The organism is Rudaea cellulosilytica DSM 22992 (genome assembly GCF_000378125.1).
GTDB classification, from domain to species: Bacteria; Pseudomonadota; Gammaproteobacteria; order Xanthomonadales; family Rhodanobacteraceae; genus Rudaea; species Rudaea cellulosilytica.
The window spans coordinates 755,714-772,113 of sequence record NZ_KB899242.1 but is presented as its reverse complement, the minus strand read 5'-3'; the positions used below and the strand labels follow the sequence as shown (position 1 = coordinate 772,113).

Below are 16,400 nucleotides of genomic sequence, written 5' to 3'. Positions count from 1 at the left end.
GAACGTCGAAGACGATCGCTGGTGTTTACGCGTATGATGCCGGGCTTGTTGAGCCCATCGTGCGCCGTGCACGTCTTTTCTTGATGAGTTCTTCTCCCCCGGTTCCGCATCGCGCGTTGCTCGCGGGCCTGCTTGCGGCGTTGGCGATGCTCGGTCCGTTCTGCATCGATGCGATCTTTCCGGCGTTCCCGGAGATCGAGCGGCGTTTCGGCGCGGGCCCGGTCGTAATGCAGCAAACGATCAGCGTCTACCTGTTCGCCTACGCGGCGCTGTCGTTGTTCGTCGGCGCGATGTCGGATGCGTGGGGCAGGCGCACGGTCATCCTCGGCGGCCTCGTCGTGTTCCTCGCCGGCACGATCGGCTGCGCGCTTGCGCCGTCGATGCACGCGCTGCTCGTGTTTCGCTCGCTGCAGGGTGCGAGCGCGGGCATCGGCATGATCGTCGGCCGCGCGATCGTACGCGACTGCTTTGCCGGACCTTCTGCGCAGAAGCTCATGGCGCAGATCAGCCTGATCTTCGGCCTCGCGCCCGCGCTGGCGCCTGTGGTTGGCGCCTGGCTTGTCGCCTGGGACGGCAGTCCGCTGGCTACGCCGCCGGATTGGCTCGTCGGCTGGCACGCGCTGTTCTGGGCGCTGGCGTTGTTCACCCTCGCCTTGATCGGCCTGTGCCTTGCGGTGCTGCCGGAAACGCATGCGCGTGAACGCCGCGTCGCGTTCCTGCCGCGCACGCTGTTCTCGAATTATCGCGGCATCGTCAGCGACCGCCAGTTCGCCGCGCTGGCGCTGGTGTTGACCTTCAATTCGGCCGGATTCTTCGTCTACATCGCCAACGCGCCCGCGCTCGTGCTCGGCATTCTCCGCCTCGACCAGAACCAGTTCCCTTGGCTGTTCGTGCCGGCGATCAGCGGCCTGATGCTTGGCGCGCTGCTGACTGGCCGCCTGGCCGGACGCGTGCCGGTGCGCACGCTCGTCGGCGCCGGCTACGCCGTCATGCTCGGCGCTTCGTTGCTCAACCTCGTCATCGCGTTCGCCGTGCAGCCAGCGCGCGTGCCGTGGACGGTGCTGCCGGTTGCAATCGGTGCGATCGGCGTCAACCTCGTCGCGCCCGCGCTCAACCTGCTCGTGCTCGACCGCTTCCCGCAATACCGCGGTGGTGCTTCTTCGGTGCAGGCTTTCCTCATGCTCACTTTCAGCGCGCTGCTTGCCGGCGTGCTCGGTCCGCTGGTCGCGCATTCCGCGCTCAGCCTCGCGATCACATCGAGCGCGTTCTATCTGATCGGCCTGATCGGCTGGCGCTGGTATCGCCGCGTCGCCAAGCGCATTCCCGAGAAGATCGACGGCGACGCCGCAGTGATCGCGGCGGCGGGGACGAGCGCGGATTGAAAGCCGCGTCCTACACCAGGCGCGGATTGAGCGTGTAGCTGGCGCTGATGCTGGACTCGGCGAGCACGCGTCCTTGCAGCGCCGCACGCAGATTCGCCCCGGTCGGTTCGCCGACGATGTCCAGCTTCGCCACATCGACTGCGTAGACGGTAAACACGTAGCGATGGACGAGCGCATCGTTCCATGGCGGGCAGGGGCCGTCGTAGCCGTAGTACGTGCCGCCCATGTCGGCATCGCCTGCAAACCACCCGGTGTAGTCGTTGATGCCGTGGTGCCACCCCTGCGGCGCTGCGGGGCCACTCTTGCCGCGCGCGCTGACGCCGTCGCTGTGACTGCCCGCGGCGATCTCGTGCACGGAAGCAGGAATGTCCCATAGCAGCCAGTGGAAGAAGTCCACGCGCGGCAGCGACGCCGGCACTTCGCGGCCTTCCTGGTTGACGTCGTCGCCACGGCTCGGCACGTCGGGGTCGTGGCAGATCACAGCGAACGATTTCGTGCCGGCCGGCGCGTCGGTCCATGCCAGATGCGGATTGCGGTTCGCGCTCAGCGCGACGTGGGTGTTCGGATCGATCGCGCAAAAAGCGAATTCAGCAGGGATATTCGCGCCATCGACAAAGCTGTAGCTGGTCAGTTTCATGGGGCTTCGGTTTGAGAGAATCAGTTGACGGACATGATAACGCGGCAAGCAAGTGCGGCCTGCATCGCCGCGCCGGTTGCTCGGCGGGGTGCTCAGCGCGACTTGCGGAATTCGCGCGGCGGCGCGCCGAAGCGGCATTTGAAAGCGCGACTGAAATGCGCCGGATCGGCAAAGCCGCAACGCCAGGCGAGTTCGGCCAGACTGCATGGCTCGCCGGAGAGCAGTCGGTCCATGCTTTTCTGAAGACGGCGTTCCCAGACATGGCGCATCAGCGAGGTCCCTTCGGCGGCGAACAGTTCGTTGATGTAGCGAGTCGAAAGGCCGGCACCGGTTGCGATTGCTCCTGCATCCAGCAACGGATCGCAGAGGCGCCGCTCGACGATGGCCTTTGTCGCTGCAAGCGAGGACTGTCGCGCGCGACTCAGGCTGCAGGTTCCCGGACGTGTCGTTGCGATCGCGCGTGCGAGGAGATCGAGCGCATGCCCGGACAAAGCGATGGCATCGTTCGATGCCAGAGTCTCCACCTCAGCAGTGCAGTGGCGGATGAAATTCGCAGCGATGGCGCCGATGCCTGCATCGCCCGCGATGCGCCGGGCCGTGCAATGTTCGACGCCGGCAAGGCGTTCACTGAGCAGCGCGCGAGGGATCGACACGATCAGCTTGCGGAACGGTCGCGGACAATCGATGCGGTGCGGGCGTGCGGCATCGTACAGGCTCAGGTCGCCGGGACGCAGGAATGCTTCGCGCCCATCCTGACGCAGGCGATATTCGCCATCGAGCAGAATCACGGCGAAGTAGGCGTCCTGAGCGATGCGGCGGGGTTCGCGCGACAGCCGTTCGAGGGCGAGCGCATTCGAGCGGATTGCGGAAAGCTGCAAGTCCCGCCATGGCGTAATGCACATCTCGTTGAACAACTCGCTATCGGCGGGAGGTTCGATCTCGACGTCAGCGTATTCGCGGCCGATCACTTCGCGCAGCCAATCGTGGCGGCGAGATGGTGAGATGTCCACCGTCGACAGATACGTGGCTGGTGCACGAACAGGCATAGGGGAAGGCAGAGTCACCGCCGGTGCAGTCAAGTTCCACCTCCGTTGAGAGCATTCACAGCGCTCGTACAGGCGCGATCATAGAACGACACATAGGGTCCGGCGCGCTGCCGGCGGAATGACTCGAAACGGAGACAGTTCATGCAGTCCAGCTCCACTCACGCCGGCAATGTCGTTCTGCTGCGCGGCGCGACCTTGTGGATTACCGCCGCCTTGATCCTCGCCTGGTGCATGGTCGGTTTGTTCAATCACGTGCCGTTGCTTGGCGATATTTTTTCCGGCAACTTCCATCGACTATTGCAGGCGCATATCGATTTTCTGCTGATGAGCGCGCTGATCCTCGGCTTCTATGCGGCGAAGGTGCCGCTTCCATGGCATGTGCGCTGGGCGATGGTGGTCGGTGCGTTTACCAACTCGAGCCTGTTTCTGCTCATGGCCGTTTTCCCCTCACTCGACCCGGCCACCCAGGGGCCGCACGCATCGGGATTTGTGGCGACCCTCAACCAGACCTATCTCTTCGCCAGCTTGCTGACGACGAGCTATGGGTTTGGTCGTGGCGCCATGCTCGTGCTGCGGTCGACTTTCGATCGTGTGCCGGCGAATTGATCCGCTGTGACGTCCGCCCACTGTCGACAACAGCGTTGCGGACTGGTTTGAGCGGGTTCTCGTGATGGTGTCGAATGAGCTCGACTGCGCGTGGATGCGTTCCGGTGAAAAGGAACATCACGCCGAAAGCACGGGTACGTCCAATGGCAGAGTTACGACGAAGCAGTTGCCTGCCGCCGTAGCCCTATAGTGCGCTTCGCCGCCATGGCGCCGCGCAATCTGGCGGACGAGGCTGAGTCCCAGGCCGGCGCCGGAGACTTGCCCGCTCGCATTGCGACGGTAAAACGGTTCGAACAGGTGTGCCGCCTGGTTGTCGGGGATGACCGGGCCGTGGTCGGCAACGACGATTTCGGCGGTGTCGCCGCAGCGCATCAGGCGCACTTCGATCGGCGCCGCGCCGTGACGTTGCGCATTGTCGAGCAGGTTGCGCAGCAGCCGCCGCAGCAGTCGCGGGTCACCGCGCCGCACGGCCCTCACGCCGTCGAGGCGCACGTCGCGGTAGCGTGCGCATTCTTCCGCGGCCAGCGCGAGCAGATCGACTTCTTCGTCGGTATCGGGGCTGGCGACTGCATCGAGGCGGCTGGCGAGCAGGATCTCGTCGATGAGCTGGTCGAGCTCGGCGATGTCACCGTCCAGCCCAGCCTTGCGCTTCGGGTCGGCGGACTCGCCCATCAGCTCGACCGCGAGGCGCACGCGCGCGAGCGGCGTGCGCAGTTCGTGCGAGGCATTGGCCAGCAGGCGCTTGTGCGCGACGACGAGGTCCTCGATGCGGCCAGCAGCGCGATTGAAACTCTGCGCGAGCCGCGCGACTTCGTCCTTGCCTTCGACCGCGACACGCGCGGACAAATCGCCTGCACCCAACGCATCGACTGCCTGTTCGAGACGTTCCAGGCGGCGCAGAAGGCGACGCGTCAGCGGGTAGGTGGCGATGCCGATGCACAGCGCGAGCGCGGGAAAGATGATGAAACTGTGGACCACGTGGACGACGCGGCTGCCGTCGTCGATGTGCATGAAGGCAATCCCGCCGAGCGCGAATGCGGCGAGGCTGCCGAGCAGGGTGAGGAAGAAACGCGTATGCAGATGCGACATCATCATTCCTGGGCCTTGGCGAACACATAACCCGCGCCGCGCACGGTGATGATGCGGCGCGGATGCTTGGCATCGTCCTCGATCGCGGCGCGAATGCGCGAAACGTGCACGTCGATCGAGCGGTCGAACGCTTCGAGTGCCTCGCCCTTGACGAGGTCCATCAGGGTGTCGCGCGAGAGCACGCGCCCGGCGTTTTCGGCAAGCGCGACGAGCAGGGCGAACTGGTAGGAAGTGATCATGCGTTCGGCGCCATCGATGCGCAGCGTGCGCGCCGCACGATCGATCTCGAGGCGGCCGAAGCACAGCGGCGCCTCGCTCGACGTGCCGTTGCCGCGCCGGCGCAGGATCGCGCGCAGGCGCGCGAGCAGTTCGCGCGGCGCGAACGGCTTCGGCAGGTAGTCGTCGGCGCCGAGTTCGAGGCCGACGATGCGGTCGGTCGCGTCGCCGCGCGCGGTGAGCATGAGTACGGGTGCGTCGGATTTCGTGCGCAATTGCCGGCAGACGTCGAGGCCGTCCATGTCCGGCAGCATCAGATCGAGCACCACGGCGTCGCAGGGCTCGGCAGCCAGCCGTTCGAGTGCCGCTGCGCCGAAGCCCACGTGCACTACGCGAAAGCCGGCCCCGCCGAGATACTCCGACAGCATCTCGGCGAGGCGGGCGTCGTCTTCGACCAACAGGATGCGTTCGGCCATGCGCGTCACTGTGGATATTGCCGGGCCGAAGCGCAAGCGGCGGTTTTCAGCCCGCGTGCGCCGCGTGTTGCGCGGCATGGTCAGCCAGTGTCTTGCGCTGTGCCGGCGTCAGTGCTTCGGCCACGTCGAGCAGGAACTGCAGAGTGCGCTTGGACACCTGTTCGTGAACCTTCATGTGCGCCGCATACTCGGCCTCGACCGCGCTGCGATCGATGGTCGGCTGGGTGAGCAGACCGAAGATGCGCGCGTGCCCGTCTCCGCCCTGGTTCTGTATCTGGGCAAGGTCGGTTTGCGCCTGCTGCGTGATCGCGGCGAGCTGGGTCTTCTGCGCGTCGGTTGCGCCGGCTTCAGTGTAGACGTACTCCAGCATGCCGTTGACGTGGGCGACGATGCCTTGCGCGCCATCGGCGCCTGCCGGCATTGCGTGCGCGCCGCCGGGCGAATGAGCGAGTGCGCCCGCGCCGACGGCGATGCTGCCAATCAGTGCAAGTGCGAGCAGGGCTTTGCGTGAAACAGAGGTGAAAATGGTCATGGCGTATCTCCGATGCATGGTGGGACGATTCCCACGGTGCAGTCTGCGGAGCATGCGTCAGCGGAATTTGTAGCTTGTGTAAAGTAGTGTGAAGTGATCAGGCAACCTCGCCGGACTGCGACCCACGCGCGACTTGGAGCAGGCCGCGCGCGGCCAGCCACGCGCGCGCGTCTTCGGCATCGCGCTCGAACCAGGCACGCGTGGAGCCGAGGCGAAACGTGTAGCCCCAGGCATCCATGTCGTCCATGCAACGCGCGCTGCCGACGCCGGGCAATTCGTCCGCGAGCACGATCTGCAGGTAGCAAGTTGCGTCCTCCTCGGCCTGCGAATCGGAGGCATCGGTGTGGATGGCTGCGCGGCGCTCGGCCGGAGCGACGATGAGGTGGCTGGCTTCGTGCAGCAGCGAATGCACCGGCGTGTCGCCGCGCGCGTAGACGGCGGTGCCGATCACGCCGGCTTCGGGTTCGCCCCAGTAGCTGCCGGGAATCGCTACGCCGTCGACAATGCGTTTGAGCGCGAGGCCGTGGCGTTCGAGCAGCGCGGCAGCGTCGTTCCAGTCAATGTCGGCCAGTGTCAGCAAGCGAGCCGCACCAAGACCTTGCTGTTTCAGGCACTGCCCGCCGCGGTTGCCTTGTCAGGCAGCGCGATCGACAGTTCGAGCACGTCGTGGTCGCCGTCCTTGTGCGTCTTCACGTCGACCGCGTTGGCGTCGACGTTGACGAACTTGCGGATCACTTCAAGCAGCTCGCGCCGCAGCATCGGCAGATAGTCGGGTGCGCCGCGGCCGCTGCGGTCGCGTTCTTCCTGGATCAGGATCGTCAGGCGATTCTTGGCCACCGAGGCGGTGTTCTGCGGGCCCTTGCGCAGGAAATCGAAGATGCCCATGTTCAGCCTCCGAACACGCGCGAGAAGAAGCCCTTCTTCGGTGCTTCGGTGAAGCGCAACGCACGCTCGTCGCCGAGCAAGCGGGCGACGGCGTCGTCGTAGGCCTGGCCGGCGCTGGAGGCTTCGTCGAGGATCACCGGCACGCCCGAGTTCGATGCGGCGAGCACGCCTTCCGATTCCGGGATGACGCCGACGACCTTGATGCCGAGGATTTCCTCGACATCGCTGATGCTCATCATGTCGCCGGTGGCGACGCGCGAGGGGTTGTAGCGCGTGAGCAGCAGATGTTCCTGCACCTTGCTGTTGCCGGCTTCGGCACGGCGCGTCTTCGACGAGAGCAGGCCGAGGATGCGGTCCGAGTCGCGCACCGAAGAGACTTCCGGGTTGACCACGACGATCGCGCGATCGGCGAAGTACATGGCGAGGAATGCGCCTTTCTCGATGCCGGCCGGCGAATCACAGACGACGAAATCGAAGCCGTCCGCGGCGAGTTCCTCGAGCACGCGCTGCACGCCGTCCTGGGTCAGCGCGTCCTTGTCGCGCGTTTGCGAGGCCGCGAGCACGTACAGGGTTTCGTAGCGCTTGTCCTTGATCAGCGCCTGTTTGAGCGTGCACTCGTTGTGGATGACGTTGACGAAGTCGTAGACCACGCGACGCTCGCAGCCCATGATCAGATCGAGGTTGCGCAGGCCGACGTCGAAATCGATCACCGCGACCTTCTTGCCGCGCTTGGCCAGGCCCACCGCGATGGAGGCGCTTGTCGTCGTCTTGCCGACGCCGCCCTTGCCGGATGTCACCACGATATTTTCGGTCAACTTAGAATCTCCATTTTTATATAAAGCTAGAACTGCAAATTTACACTTTTTCCGATTTGCCGTGGCTAAGGCACCAATGCCTCGATCAGCAATTTCTCTCCGTCGAGCCAGGCCTGCACGGGCTTGCCGCGCAGTTCCTTCGGCAGGTCTTCGAACACGCGGTAGCGGCCGGCGATCGAGATCAGCTCGGCCTGGAAATCCATGCAATAGATGCGCGCCGAGGCATCGCCCTGCGCGCCGGCGAGCGCGCGACCGGACAGGCGGCCGTAGATGTGGATCGAGCCGTCCGCGATCACCTCGGCGCCGTTGCCGACCATCGCGTTGACGATCAGGTCGCGTCCGCGCGCGTAGACCTGCTGGCCCGAGCGCACGGCCTTGTCGTGACGCTGGCCCGACACCGTCGCGGCCGGCGCGCGCGCGGGTTCCGCCTCGGCTTTGGGCACGGCTTTCGGCCGGCTCGGCGCCGGGGCGGGCGCGATGCTGGCGACGGCCTCGTCCGCATTCTGTTTCTCGTACACCGCGCGGAATTTCGCCAGCAGCGGCACGCCGAGTTCCTTCGCGAGCAACTCGTTTTCGGTCGTGCTGTAGGACAGGCCGACCGGCAGCATGCCGCCCGCGCGGATCGCATCGAGCAGCGCCTGTGCCTCGGCGGCGTCGGGCAACTGCGGTAGGCGGCTCAAGTCGAGGATGACCGGCGCGCGTGCGAACAACTGCGGCGCGGCGGCAACTTTCTGCTCGATCTCATCGCGCAGCGCGGCGGGGTCGTTGAGGTTGAGGCGCAGGTTGGCGATGCCGACCTGGCCGAATTTCAGTTCGAGGATGGGCTCCGCGGCCGCTATCGTCGCTCGCATTGAATTGGGGGCTTCCGTGATGTCAGGCGATGCGCGCTTGCGGCGCGAGGATGCCGTGCGTGCGTTCGGCAAGCCAGGGTTGATTCGGCAGGCCGCCGGCGTCGAGATATTTCTGCCGCACGAACTCGAAGCTGCACAATTCCTTCGCGAGCAGCGACACATGGCGCGACACGCTGGCCATGTTCTGCTGGCCGACTTCGCGGAAACCATAGGTGCCATGGAACAGCACGGCGACGTCGTCGCGTGGTTCGAGGAACACCTCGCAGGCGAGCAGCGGCACGCGCACTTCGGCGAAGCTGGTCACGTCGGCGTAGAAGATGCGGCCAAGGCCGAGGCCGCGGTACGGGCGCGCGATGACGATGCGGTCGATATAGAGAAACTGCGGATAATGTTCGCGGAACCAGAGGAAGTTGTCGCTGGCGTAGTCGGCGTTCTCGCGCAGGCCGATGAGGAAACCGGCGAGATGATCCTCGGCTTCGGCGACGCGAAAATAGGCAGCTTCGTCGTAAAACTTGCGCACGCCGATCGCGTCCAGCGGCAGGATCGTGGAACCGGCGGCGTTATTGAGCGCGAGGATCGAATCCAGCTCGTGCTCGCGAACGTCGCGTATGGTGATGCTCATGCGGAGGTGCTCCGTGGGCGTGGCGCGCGTCTAGGGCGCGCTCGACGGGGCGCATTATTGCATGTGTCGCTGGCTTGGGCCATGACGCGGTGCGGGCTTTTTCGTTAAGGGTGTCTAACAAAATCCGCCGCCGTCGGCTGGACCGGGTGACGGCGCCGCGGTTGCCGCTTTTGTGCAAATATGACTTGTTGCATGTTGCCAGCGCACGATGGCGTCTTATGATGCAGGCATGAAGGTCTCCTTCTTCAATCACGTCCGCCTGCTCCGCTACGCCGGTCTCGTCACCTACGTCAGTGTGGGTATTCCGATCCTGCTCGTCGGCAACGGTCCGATCGTGGTCGGCAACCGCATCGGCTGGATCACCGCCTACGCCGTATTCGGTGTCGCCTACTGGCTGGCGACCGGGAACATGGGCGCACGGCGTTCATGGCTGTCGCGCCTGCCGATGTTGCTGCTGCTGTACGCAATGGCGATGGCCGTCGGCTATTTCGCCTCGCCCTCGCTCGCGTCGATGCTGCTCATGGTGATCGCCGTCATTCTGCCTTGGCTGCTGCCCGTTGAGCTTGGCGTAATCTGGCTCGTGCTGCAGAATTTCTCGATGGCGCCGCTGTACGTTCACCTGATCGATCCGGAGTACAAGTTTTCCTGGTTCGAAGCCTTTCTGCAGTGCGCCATGTACGTGGGTTTTTCCTGCGTCGCCTTCGTCAGCTCGCTCGTCGCCAAGCAGCAGGCCGATTCGCGCGAGGAATTGCGCCGCCTCAACTCCGAACTGCGCGCGACGCGCACGCTGCTGACCGAATCGAGCCGCATGAGCGAGCGCATGCGCATCTCGCGCGAGCTGCACGACCTCGTCGGCCATCACCTGACCGCACTGAGCCTCAACCTCGAAGTCGCCAGCCATCTCGTCCACGGCGCGGCGCAAGAGCACGTGCGCCAGGCGCAGACCGTGGCCAAGCTGCTTCTGTCCGACGTACGCGAAGTGGTCAGCCAGCTGCGCGAGGGCGACACGATCGACCTCTCGGCCGCGCTGCGCACGCTGGTTGACGGCGTGCCGGGCCTGACCATCCATCTCGACCTGCCGGCGCGCTTCGCCGTGGACGATCCGCAGCGCGCGCAGGTGCTATTGCGCTGCGCGCAGGAAATCATCACCAACACGGTCAAGCACGCCGGCGCGAGCAACCTGTGGCTACGCTGCGAGCGTACGGAAAACAACGAATTGGCGATCCATGCGCGTGACGACGGCCGCGGCGCCGCCGGATTCAAGCAGGGCAACGGCCTGACCGGCATGCGCGAGCGCCTGGCCCAGGTAGGCGGACGCCTGAATATCGATACCCATCTCGACCGCGGCTTCGCGCTGGACGCGTGGCTGCCACTGGAGGCCGCGCGATGACCACGAACAAGACGATGCCGGGCAAGATCGGGGTATGCCTGGTCGACGACCAGACCCTGGTACGCCAGGGCATCCGCTCGCTGCTCGAGCTTTCCGACGATATCGCTGTCGTTGCCGAGGCCGGCGACGGCGCGCAGGCGGTGACCATCATCCCGCAGGCCAAGCCGGACGTCGTCCTGCTCGACATGCGCATGCCGGGCATGTCCGGGCTCGACGTGCTCAATGCGCTCGCGGCGAAGAACGAACTGCCGCCGACGATCATCCTGACCACGTTCGACGACGACCAGCTCGTGCTCGCGGGACTCAAGGCTGGCGCGCGCGGTTATCTGCTCAAGGATGTCTCGCTCGAACAGCTCGTCGACGCGGTCAAGACCGTCGCCGACGGCGGCTCGCTGGTCGCCCCGGTCGTCACCCAGCGCCTGCTCTCGGGCCTGGAGCGCATGCACAACGAGTTCGTCAGCCTCGAACGCCCCGATCCGCTGACCGATCGTGAAACCGAAATCCTGCGCCTGATGGCCGGCGGCTACAGCAACAAGGAAATCGCCAACTCGCTGACCGTGGCCGAAGGCACGGTGAAGAACCACGTCTCCAACATCCTCTCCAAACTCGGCGTGCGCGACCGTACCCGCGCCGTGCTCAAGGCGTTCGAAATCGGTATCGTCTAGGCATTCAAAATTTTTTTGAAGCCGCTTTTCGCGCTGATCCAGCGTCTTTCCCGGTCCTTGCAGGGATTTGTTGCAGTCGCCGTAGCCATTGCTGGAATTTGCAAGTAACATTCGGGCGGTGCCCGGGCTGGACGCAGGCGGTTGGGAAAGCTCCTGATCTCGAGAACTGTGTGTGTCCGGGCTCTTGTCGTGCGGCCGCGGCGGGGACTTGACGTGGCCTGCCGGTTCCAATTCTGGAGAGAGATAGGATGATTCGTCTGCTTGAGATTTTCGTTGCCCTCATCATCGTCGCTATCCTCGCGGTAGTCTTCGCGATTGCGTTGCCGAACCATCGGCATATCGACAAGGCGAAGGTGTATTCCGCACCGGTGCGTCAGATTTACGATGTGCTGAACGGCTACCGTACCTATCCCTCGTGGCCGTCGCCGCTGCGTGCGTTCGATTCAAAGGTACGCTTCGATTTCCAGGGGCCGGAGAGCGGCTCGGGCGCCAAACTCAACTGGACCGGTTCCGCCGATGCCAAGCTCGGCAATGGTGCGTTCACCGTCATTCCCGACCCGGTGCAGGACAAGCAGGTGCGCTGGGCGGTCGACAACAACTGGAAGGGCGAAGGCAAGACGCTCACCTGGGACCTCGATCAGGCCGAGAACGGCAAGACGGTCAAGGTCACGCTCGGCTACGACGTCGAATACGGCTGGGACTTGCTCGCGCGCTACAGCGGCCTGTATGTCGGCGGCGAGCCGGCGACGCTGGTGCAACTGCATCTGGATGATCTCGAAAAGTATCTGGCGACCGTGCCGAACGTCGACTACAAGGACACGACGTTCGAGCTCAAGGACGTGACCGCGCGCCCGATCCTCTATGTTTCCACCCAGGCCAAGCGTTCGCTCGACGAAGTCGCCGATGCGACCGACAAGGCGCTGACCGCGATCAACGCCGAAATCAAGAAGGACAAGCTCGCCCAGACTGGTCCGCGCATCACGGTCACCTCGAATTGGGGCGACGAGAACTACGAGTTCGACATCGCCGTGCCGGTCGAGAAGACCGATGGCATCACCCCGGCTGATCCGGTCAAGGTCGGCACGACCTATGCCGGCAAGGTGCTGACCGCCTCGTTCACCGGCTCGCCTGCGCAATTGCCGCTGACGCGCCTGCTGCTCAAGGCCTACGCATCGACCCACGGTTACGGATTCGACGACAGCGGCACCGGTCCGGGACGTTTCTACGACGAATTGACCACGACCGACGCGAACGCGGCCGAAGACAACCAGTCGTTCACGGTCTCGCTGCCGGTTACGGTGCAGCAGTAAGCGGCACGACAACGCGGCGCGGACAAGGCGAACCCTTGTCCGCGCCGTTTCGTTTCCGCGATCGCAGCTTCATCGCACGCGGAACTTTTTCGCGACGGCGCGGTATTTGACTCGCGGCCGTGTACGCTCCGGCTGCGTAGCCGAACCCGAATTCACGCCGGGCTCGGTGCGGGCTGCCAACCCCAGGGATTGTGCAGCCCTAGTTTTGGGAAAACTTACCACCAGGGACTCGCGCATGATCGAAACCCGGCAATTGAGCAAACGTTACGGCGACCTCAACGCGGTCGACGGCATCACCTTCAAGGTCGAGCCCGGCCAAGTGCTCGGCTTTCTCGGCCCCAACGGCGCCGGCAAGTCGACGACGATGAAGATGATCGCCGGCTTCCTCAGTCCGACTTCGGGCAGTGCCAGCGTCTGCGGCCACGATGTCGTCGACGACGCACTCGCGGCCAAGCGCGTGACGGGCTACCTGCCCGAAGGCGCGCCGAGCTACGGCGAGATGACCCCGCGCCAGTTCCTGCATTTCGTCGCCGAGGCGCGCGGCCTGCGCGGCGACAAGCGCGCACAGCGCGTCGAAGAGGTGATCGAGCGCCTGCACCTGCACAACGTGCTCGAACAGTCGATCGAGACCCTGTCGAAGGGTTTCAAGCGCCGCGTCGGCCTGGCCCAGGCGATCGTCCACGATCCGGCCGTGCTGATCCTCGACGAGCCGACCGACGGCCTCGATCCGAACCAGAAGTTCGAAGTGCGCAACCTGATCAATGCGATGGCCAAGGACAAGACCATCGTCGTCTCCACCCACATCCTCGAGGAAGTGCAGGCGGTGTGCACGCGCGCCGTGATCATCGCGCGCGGAAAAATTCTTGCCGATGCGACGCCGGCGGAACTCGAGGCGCGTTCGCGCTACCACCAGGCCGTGTCGCTGACGACGACGAACCTCGCGGGCGCGAAGGACGTGCTCTCGCGCGTTGCCGACGTCGCCGCGGTCGAGTACGACACGATCACGCGCCGCCTGACCGCGATCCCCAAGCCAGGCCGGCAGATCTTTGCTCCGATCAGCGAGCTGCTGAAGGAGCAGGGCATCCCGGTCAGCGAATTGCAGCTCGAATCCGGACGCATGGACGAGGTGTTCCGCACGATCACGCATGGCGATCTCGGCGAAGACCTGGCCGAGGAGGCACGCGCATGAGCAACATCGTCACCGTGTTCAAGCGCGAACTCGCGAGCTATTTCGCGACGCCCGTGGCCTACGTGTTCATCGTGATCTTTCTGCTGCTGGCCGGCGCGTTCACGTTCTACATCGGCAACTTCTACGAGCGCGGCCAGGCCGATCTGCTGCCGTTCTTCAACTTCCATCCATGGCTGTACCTGTTCCTCGTGCCGGCGGTCGGCATGCGCCTGTGGTCGGAAGAGCGCAAGAGCGGCACGATCGAGCTGCTGCTGACCTTGCCGATCACGATGTGGCAAGCGGTGGTCGGGAAATTTCTTGCGGCGTGGGCATTCATCGGCATCGCGCTCGCGCTGACGTTCCCGATCTGGATCACGGTCAACTATCTCGGCTCGCCCGACAACGGCGTGATCTTCGCGAGCTATCTCGGCAGCTTCCTCATGGCCGGTGCATTCCTCGCGATCGGCTCGTGCATTTCGGCGTGCACGCGCAACCAGGTCGTCGCGTTCATTCTGACTGTGGTCGTCTGCTTCCTATTCCTGCTCGCGGGCTTCCCGTTGGTGCTGAACTTTTTCAGCGCGTGGGCGCCGCAAGGGCTGGTCGATGCGATTTCCGGCCTGAGCTTCCTCACTCATTTCGCCGCGATCGCCAAGGGCGTGATCGACCTGCGCGACCTTGTTTACTTCGGTCTGACAATCGCGTTCTGGCTGTATGCGAGCGCGGTCGTGATCGATCTGAAGAAAGCCGACTGAGCCGGGGCCGACGATGAAATCGAACAAGAAACTTCTCACGATCGGTGCCTTGGCCGTGCTCGCCGTGCTGTTCGTCGCCGTGATCCTGGTCAGCAACACATTGTTCCGCGGCGCGCGCCTCGACCTGACCCAGAATCATTTGTATACCTTGTCGCAAGGTACCAAAAACATCCTTTCCTCGATCGAGGAGCCGGTCAATCTGACCTTGTACTTCTCGGACAAGGCCGCGGCGGAAAGTGCGAATCCCGATGCCGCCGCGCTGCGCAACTATGCGCCGCGCGTGCGCGAGATGCTCGCCGAGATGGCTGCGCGCGCCGGCGGCAAGCTGCGCGTGACGACGGTCGATCCGCTGCCGTTTTCCGAGGACGAGGACCGCGCGACCACGCTCGGCCTGCAGGCGCTGCCATGGGGACAGGGCAGCAGCAACCTCTTTCTCGGCATCGTCGGGACGAACTCGACCAACGGCAAGTCGGTCATGCCGATCGCGAATCCGAACAAGGAGACTTTCCTCGAGTACGACGTCGCCAAGATGATCCACGAGCTGTCGATGGCGAAGAAGCCGGCGGTGGGGCTGATTTCGGGCTTGCCGATGGGCGCCGGTTTCGACGCGCAGACACGGCAGATGCGCCAGCCCTGGGCGATCCAGTCCCAGCTCGAGCAGATGTTCGAGGTGCGCACGCTCACCGCAGCGTCGGTCAAATCGATCGACAAGGACATCAACGTGCTCGTCGTCGTGCAGCCGAAGAACCTGAGCGACGATGCGCAATACGCGATCGACCAGTTCGTGCTGCGCGGCGGCCATCTGCTCGTCTTCGTCGATCCGCTCGCCGAGAGTGATGATTCGGGCGCGGATCCGAACAATCCGCAGGCGGCGATGATGGCCGACCGTTCCTCGGACCTGCCGAAGCTGTTCAAGGCCTGGGGCGTCGACTACGACGCGAAGAAGATCGTGCTCGACCGCGAACACGCGCTGCAGGTGTCCTCGGCGCAGGGCCAGCCGATCCGCCATCCGGCGATCCTCGGTTTCAATCAGCGCGATCTCAATCCGACCGACATCACCACGGCGCAGTTGCAGAGCATCAACGTATCGACCGCCGGCTTCTTCCAACTCGCCAAGGACTCGAAGAACAAGCTGACGCCGCTGATCCAGACCAGCGCCGATGCGATGACCGTGGCGGCGGATCGCGTGAAGTTCATGACCGACCCGAGCCAGTTGCTCGTCGACTACAAGCCCGACGGTGCGCAGCCGTTTGTCGTTGCCGGTCGCCTCGAGGGCAAGTTCGCCACGGCGTTTCCCGAGCGCAAAGCGGCGGACCATCTGGCCGAATCCAAGGATGGCGGCGAGATCATCCTGGTTGCCGATACCGACATTCTCAGCAACCGCTTGTGGGTGCAGGTGCAGCAGTTCTTCGGCCAGCAGGTCATGAATGCGTTCGCCAACAACGGTGACTTCATCGTCAACGCGGTCGACAATCTCGGCGGCTCCTCCGACCTGATCTCGATCCGCGGCCGCGCGACCTCGCAGCGTCCTTTCACCACGGTCGACAACATGCGCCGCGCCGCCGAAGAAAGCTTCCGCGGCAAGGAGCGCGAATTGCAGCAGCGCCTGTCTGATACCGAGCGCAAGCTCACCGAGCTGCAGAGCGGCAAGAGCAAGGAGAACGAGATGATCCTCTCGCCCGAGCAGAAGGCCGAACTGACGAATTTCCAGGACCAGAAGATCGCGATCCGCAAGGAATTGCGCCAAGTGCGGCGCAGCCTCGACGACCGCATCGAGGCACTGGGCACGCGCCTGAAGCTCGTCAACATCGGGCTGATGCCGCTGCTGATCACTTTGTTTGCTCTGGGATTCGCCTGGGCGAGGCGCCGCGCACGCGCGATGCGTTGAGGCGCAGGAGCGTGGCCGAACGGCGCGGACCCCGCGTAGGGCGTGGTAAAGCGCATCGCGCGACGTCGAG

The 16,400-nt window shown here is 64.5% G+C and carries 18 protein-coding genes; 8 read left to right on the top strand and 10 right to left on the bottom strand.

Features of this window, described 5'->3' with window-relative positions; genetic code table 11:
• Positions 1-83: 83 nt before the first annotated feature.
• The gene (locus F455_RS20865; protein ID WP_051084190.1) at positions 84-1,382 is read left to right on the top strand and encodes a multidrug effflux MFS transporter; all 1,299 of its coding nucleotides are present in this window, start codon (positions 84-86) and stop codon (positions 1,380-1,382) included.
• A 10-nt stretch (positions 1,383-1,392) separates the two neighbouring features.
• Here F455_RS20865 and F455_RS0113270 read toward each other — a convergent pair whose 3' ends face one another.
• Positions 1,393-2,019, bottom strand: coding sequence for a YbhB/YbcL family Raf kinase inhibitor-like protein (locus F455_RS0113270; protein ID WP_018973789.1), 627 nt, complete (start codon positions 2,017-2,019; stop codon positions 1,393-1,395).
• A gap of 92 nt (positions 2,020-2,111) precedes the next feature.
• Complete coding sequence (locus tag F455_RS0113265; protein ID WP_033409823.1) at positions 2,112-3,065, bottom strand: AraC-like ligand-binding domain-containing protein; 954 nt, start codon at positions 3,063-3,065, stop codon at positions 2,112-2,114.
• A gap of 141 nt (positions 3,066-3,206) precedes the next feature.
• On the opposite strand from F455_RS0113265, the gene F455_RS0113260 reads away from it, so the two are divergent.
• Complete coding sequence (locus tag F455_RS0113260; protein ID WP_018973787.1) at positions 3,207-3,671, top strand: hypothetical protein; 465 nt, start codon at positions 3,207-3,209, stop codon at positions 3,669-3,671.
• Between the two features lie 117 nt (positions 3,672-3,788).
• On the opposite strand, the gene F455_RS20860 is transcribed toward F455_RS0113260, so the two are convergent.
• The 8 genes from F455_RS20860 to F455_RS0113220 all read right to left on the bottom strand — a co-directional run bounded on the left by F455_RS20860 (position 3,789) and on the right by F455_RS0113220 (position 9,157).
• Positions 3,789-4,760 carry a sensor histidine kinase gene (locus F455_RS20860; protein WP_051084189.1) on the bottom strand — a complete coding sequence of 324 codons (972 nt, stop codon included), beginning with the start codon at positions 4,758-4,760 and terminating at the stop codon, positions 3,789-3,791.
• A 2-nt stretch (positions 4,761-4,762) separates the two neighbouring features.
• On the bottom strand, positions 4,763-5,452 hold the full coding sequence (locus tag F455_RS0113250; protein WP_018973786.1) for a response regulator: 690 nt from the start codon (positions 5,450-5,452) through the stop codon (positions 4,763-4,765).
• A 46-nt stretch (positions 5,453-5,498) separates the two neighbouring features.
• A complete protein-coding gene (locus F455_RS22125) occupies positions 5,499-5,984 on the bottom strand; it encodes a Spy/CpxP family protein refolding chaperone (protein WP_018973785.1) in 486 nt (161 codons plus the stop codon).
• Positions 5,985-6,081: 97 nt separating this feature from the next.
• Positions 6,082-6,594, bottom strand: coding sequence for a hypothetical protein (locus F455_RS0113240; protein ID WP_026293353.1), 513 nt, complete (start codon positions 6,592-6,594; stop codon positions 6,082-6,084).
• A complete protein-coding gene (gene minE, locus F455_RS0113235; RefSeq protein WP_018973783.1) occupies positions 6,591-6,869 on the bottom strand; it encodes a cell division topological specificity factor MinE in 279 nt (92 codons plus the stop codon). Before minE ends, F455_RS0113240 begins: the two co-directional genes overlap by 4 nt.
• Before the next feature lie 2 nt (positions 6,870-6,871).
• On the bottom strand, positions 6,872-7,684 hold the full coding sequence (gene minD / locus F455_RS0113230) for a septum site-determining protein MinD (protein WP_018973782.1): 813 nt from the start codon (positions 7,682-7,684) through the stop codon (positions 6,872-6,874).
• A gap of 65 nt (positions 7,685-7,749) precedes the next feature.
• Positions 7,750-8,535: a septum site-determining protein MinC gene (gene minC, locus F455_RS0113225; protein ID WP_018973781.1), complete on the bottom strand. Its 786-nt coding sequence runs from the start codon at positions 8,533-8,535 to the stop codon at positions 7,750-7,752.
• Between the two features lie 22 nt (positions 8,536-8,557).
• Positions 8,558-9,157, bottom strand: a complete 600-nt coding sequence (locus F455_RS0113220) for a GNAT family N-acetyltransferase (RefSeq protein WP_018973780.1) — start codon at positions 9,155-9,157, stop codon at positions 8,558-8,560.
• Between the two features lie 229 nt (positions 9,158-9,386).
• Between F455_RS0113220 and F455_RS0113215 the strand changes: the two genes are divergently transcribed.
• From F455_RS0113215 to F455_RS0113190, 6 genes are all read left to right on the top strand, one after another.
• Complete coding sequence (locus F455_RS0113215; protein ID WP_169337340.1) at positions 9,387-10,547, top strand: sensor histidine kinase; 1,161 nt, start codon at positions 9,387-9,389, stop codon at positions 10,545-10,547.
• Between the two features lie 14 nt (positions 10,548-10,561).
• Complete coding sequence (locus F455_RS0113210) at positions 10,562-11,212, top strand: response regulator (protein WP_033410075.1); 651 nt, start codon at positions 10,562-10,564, stop codon at positions 11,210-11,212.
• Positions 11,213-11,460: 248 nt separating this feature from the next.
• A complete protein-coding gene (locus F455_RS0113205) occupies positions 11,461-12,522 on the top strand; it encodes an SRPBCC family protein (protein WP_018973777.1) in 1,062 nt (353 codons plus the stop codon).
• A 235-nt stretch (positions 12,523-12,757) separates the two neighbouring features.
• Positions 12,758-13,711, top strand: coding sequence for an ABC transporter ATP-binding protein (locus F455_RS0113200; RefSeq protein ID WP_018973776.1), 954 nt, complete (start codon positions 12,758-12,760; stop codon positions 13,709-13,711).
• The gene (locus F455_RS0113195) at positions 13,708-14,442 is read left to right on the top strand and encodes an ABC transporter permease subunit (protein WP_018973775.1); all 735 of its coding nucleotides are present in this window, start codon (positions 13,708-13,710) and stop codon (positions 14,440-14,442) included. The genes F455_RS0113200 and F455_RS0113195 overlap by 4 nt, the downstream gene beginning before the upstream one ends.
• Before the next feature lie 13 nt (positions 14,443-14,455).
• Positions 14,456-16,330, top strand: a complete 1,875-nt coding sequence (locus F455_RS0113190) for a GldG family protein (protein WP_018973774.1) — start codon at positions 14,456-14,458, stop codon at positions 16,328-16,330.
• Positions 16,331-16,400 lie beyond the last annotated feature (70 nt).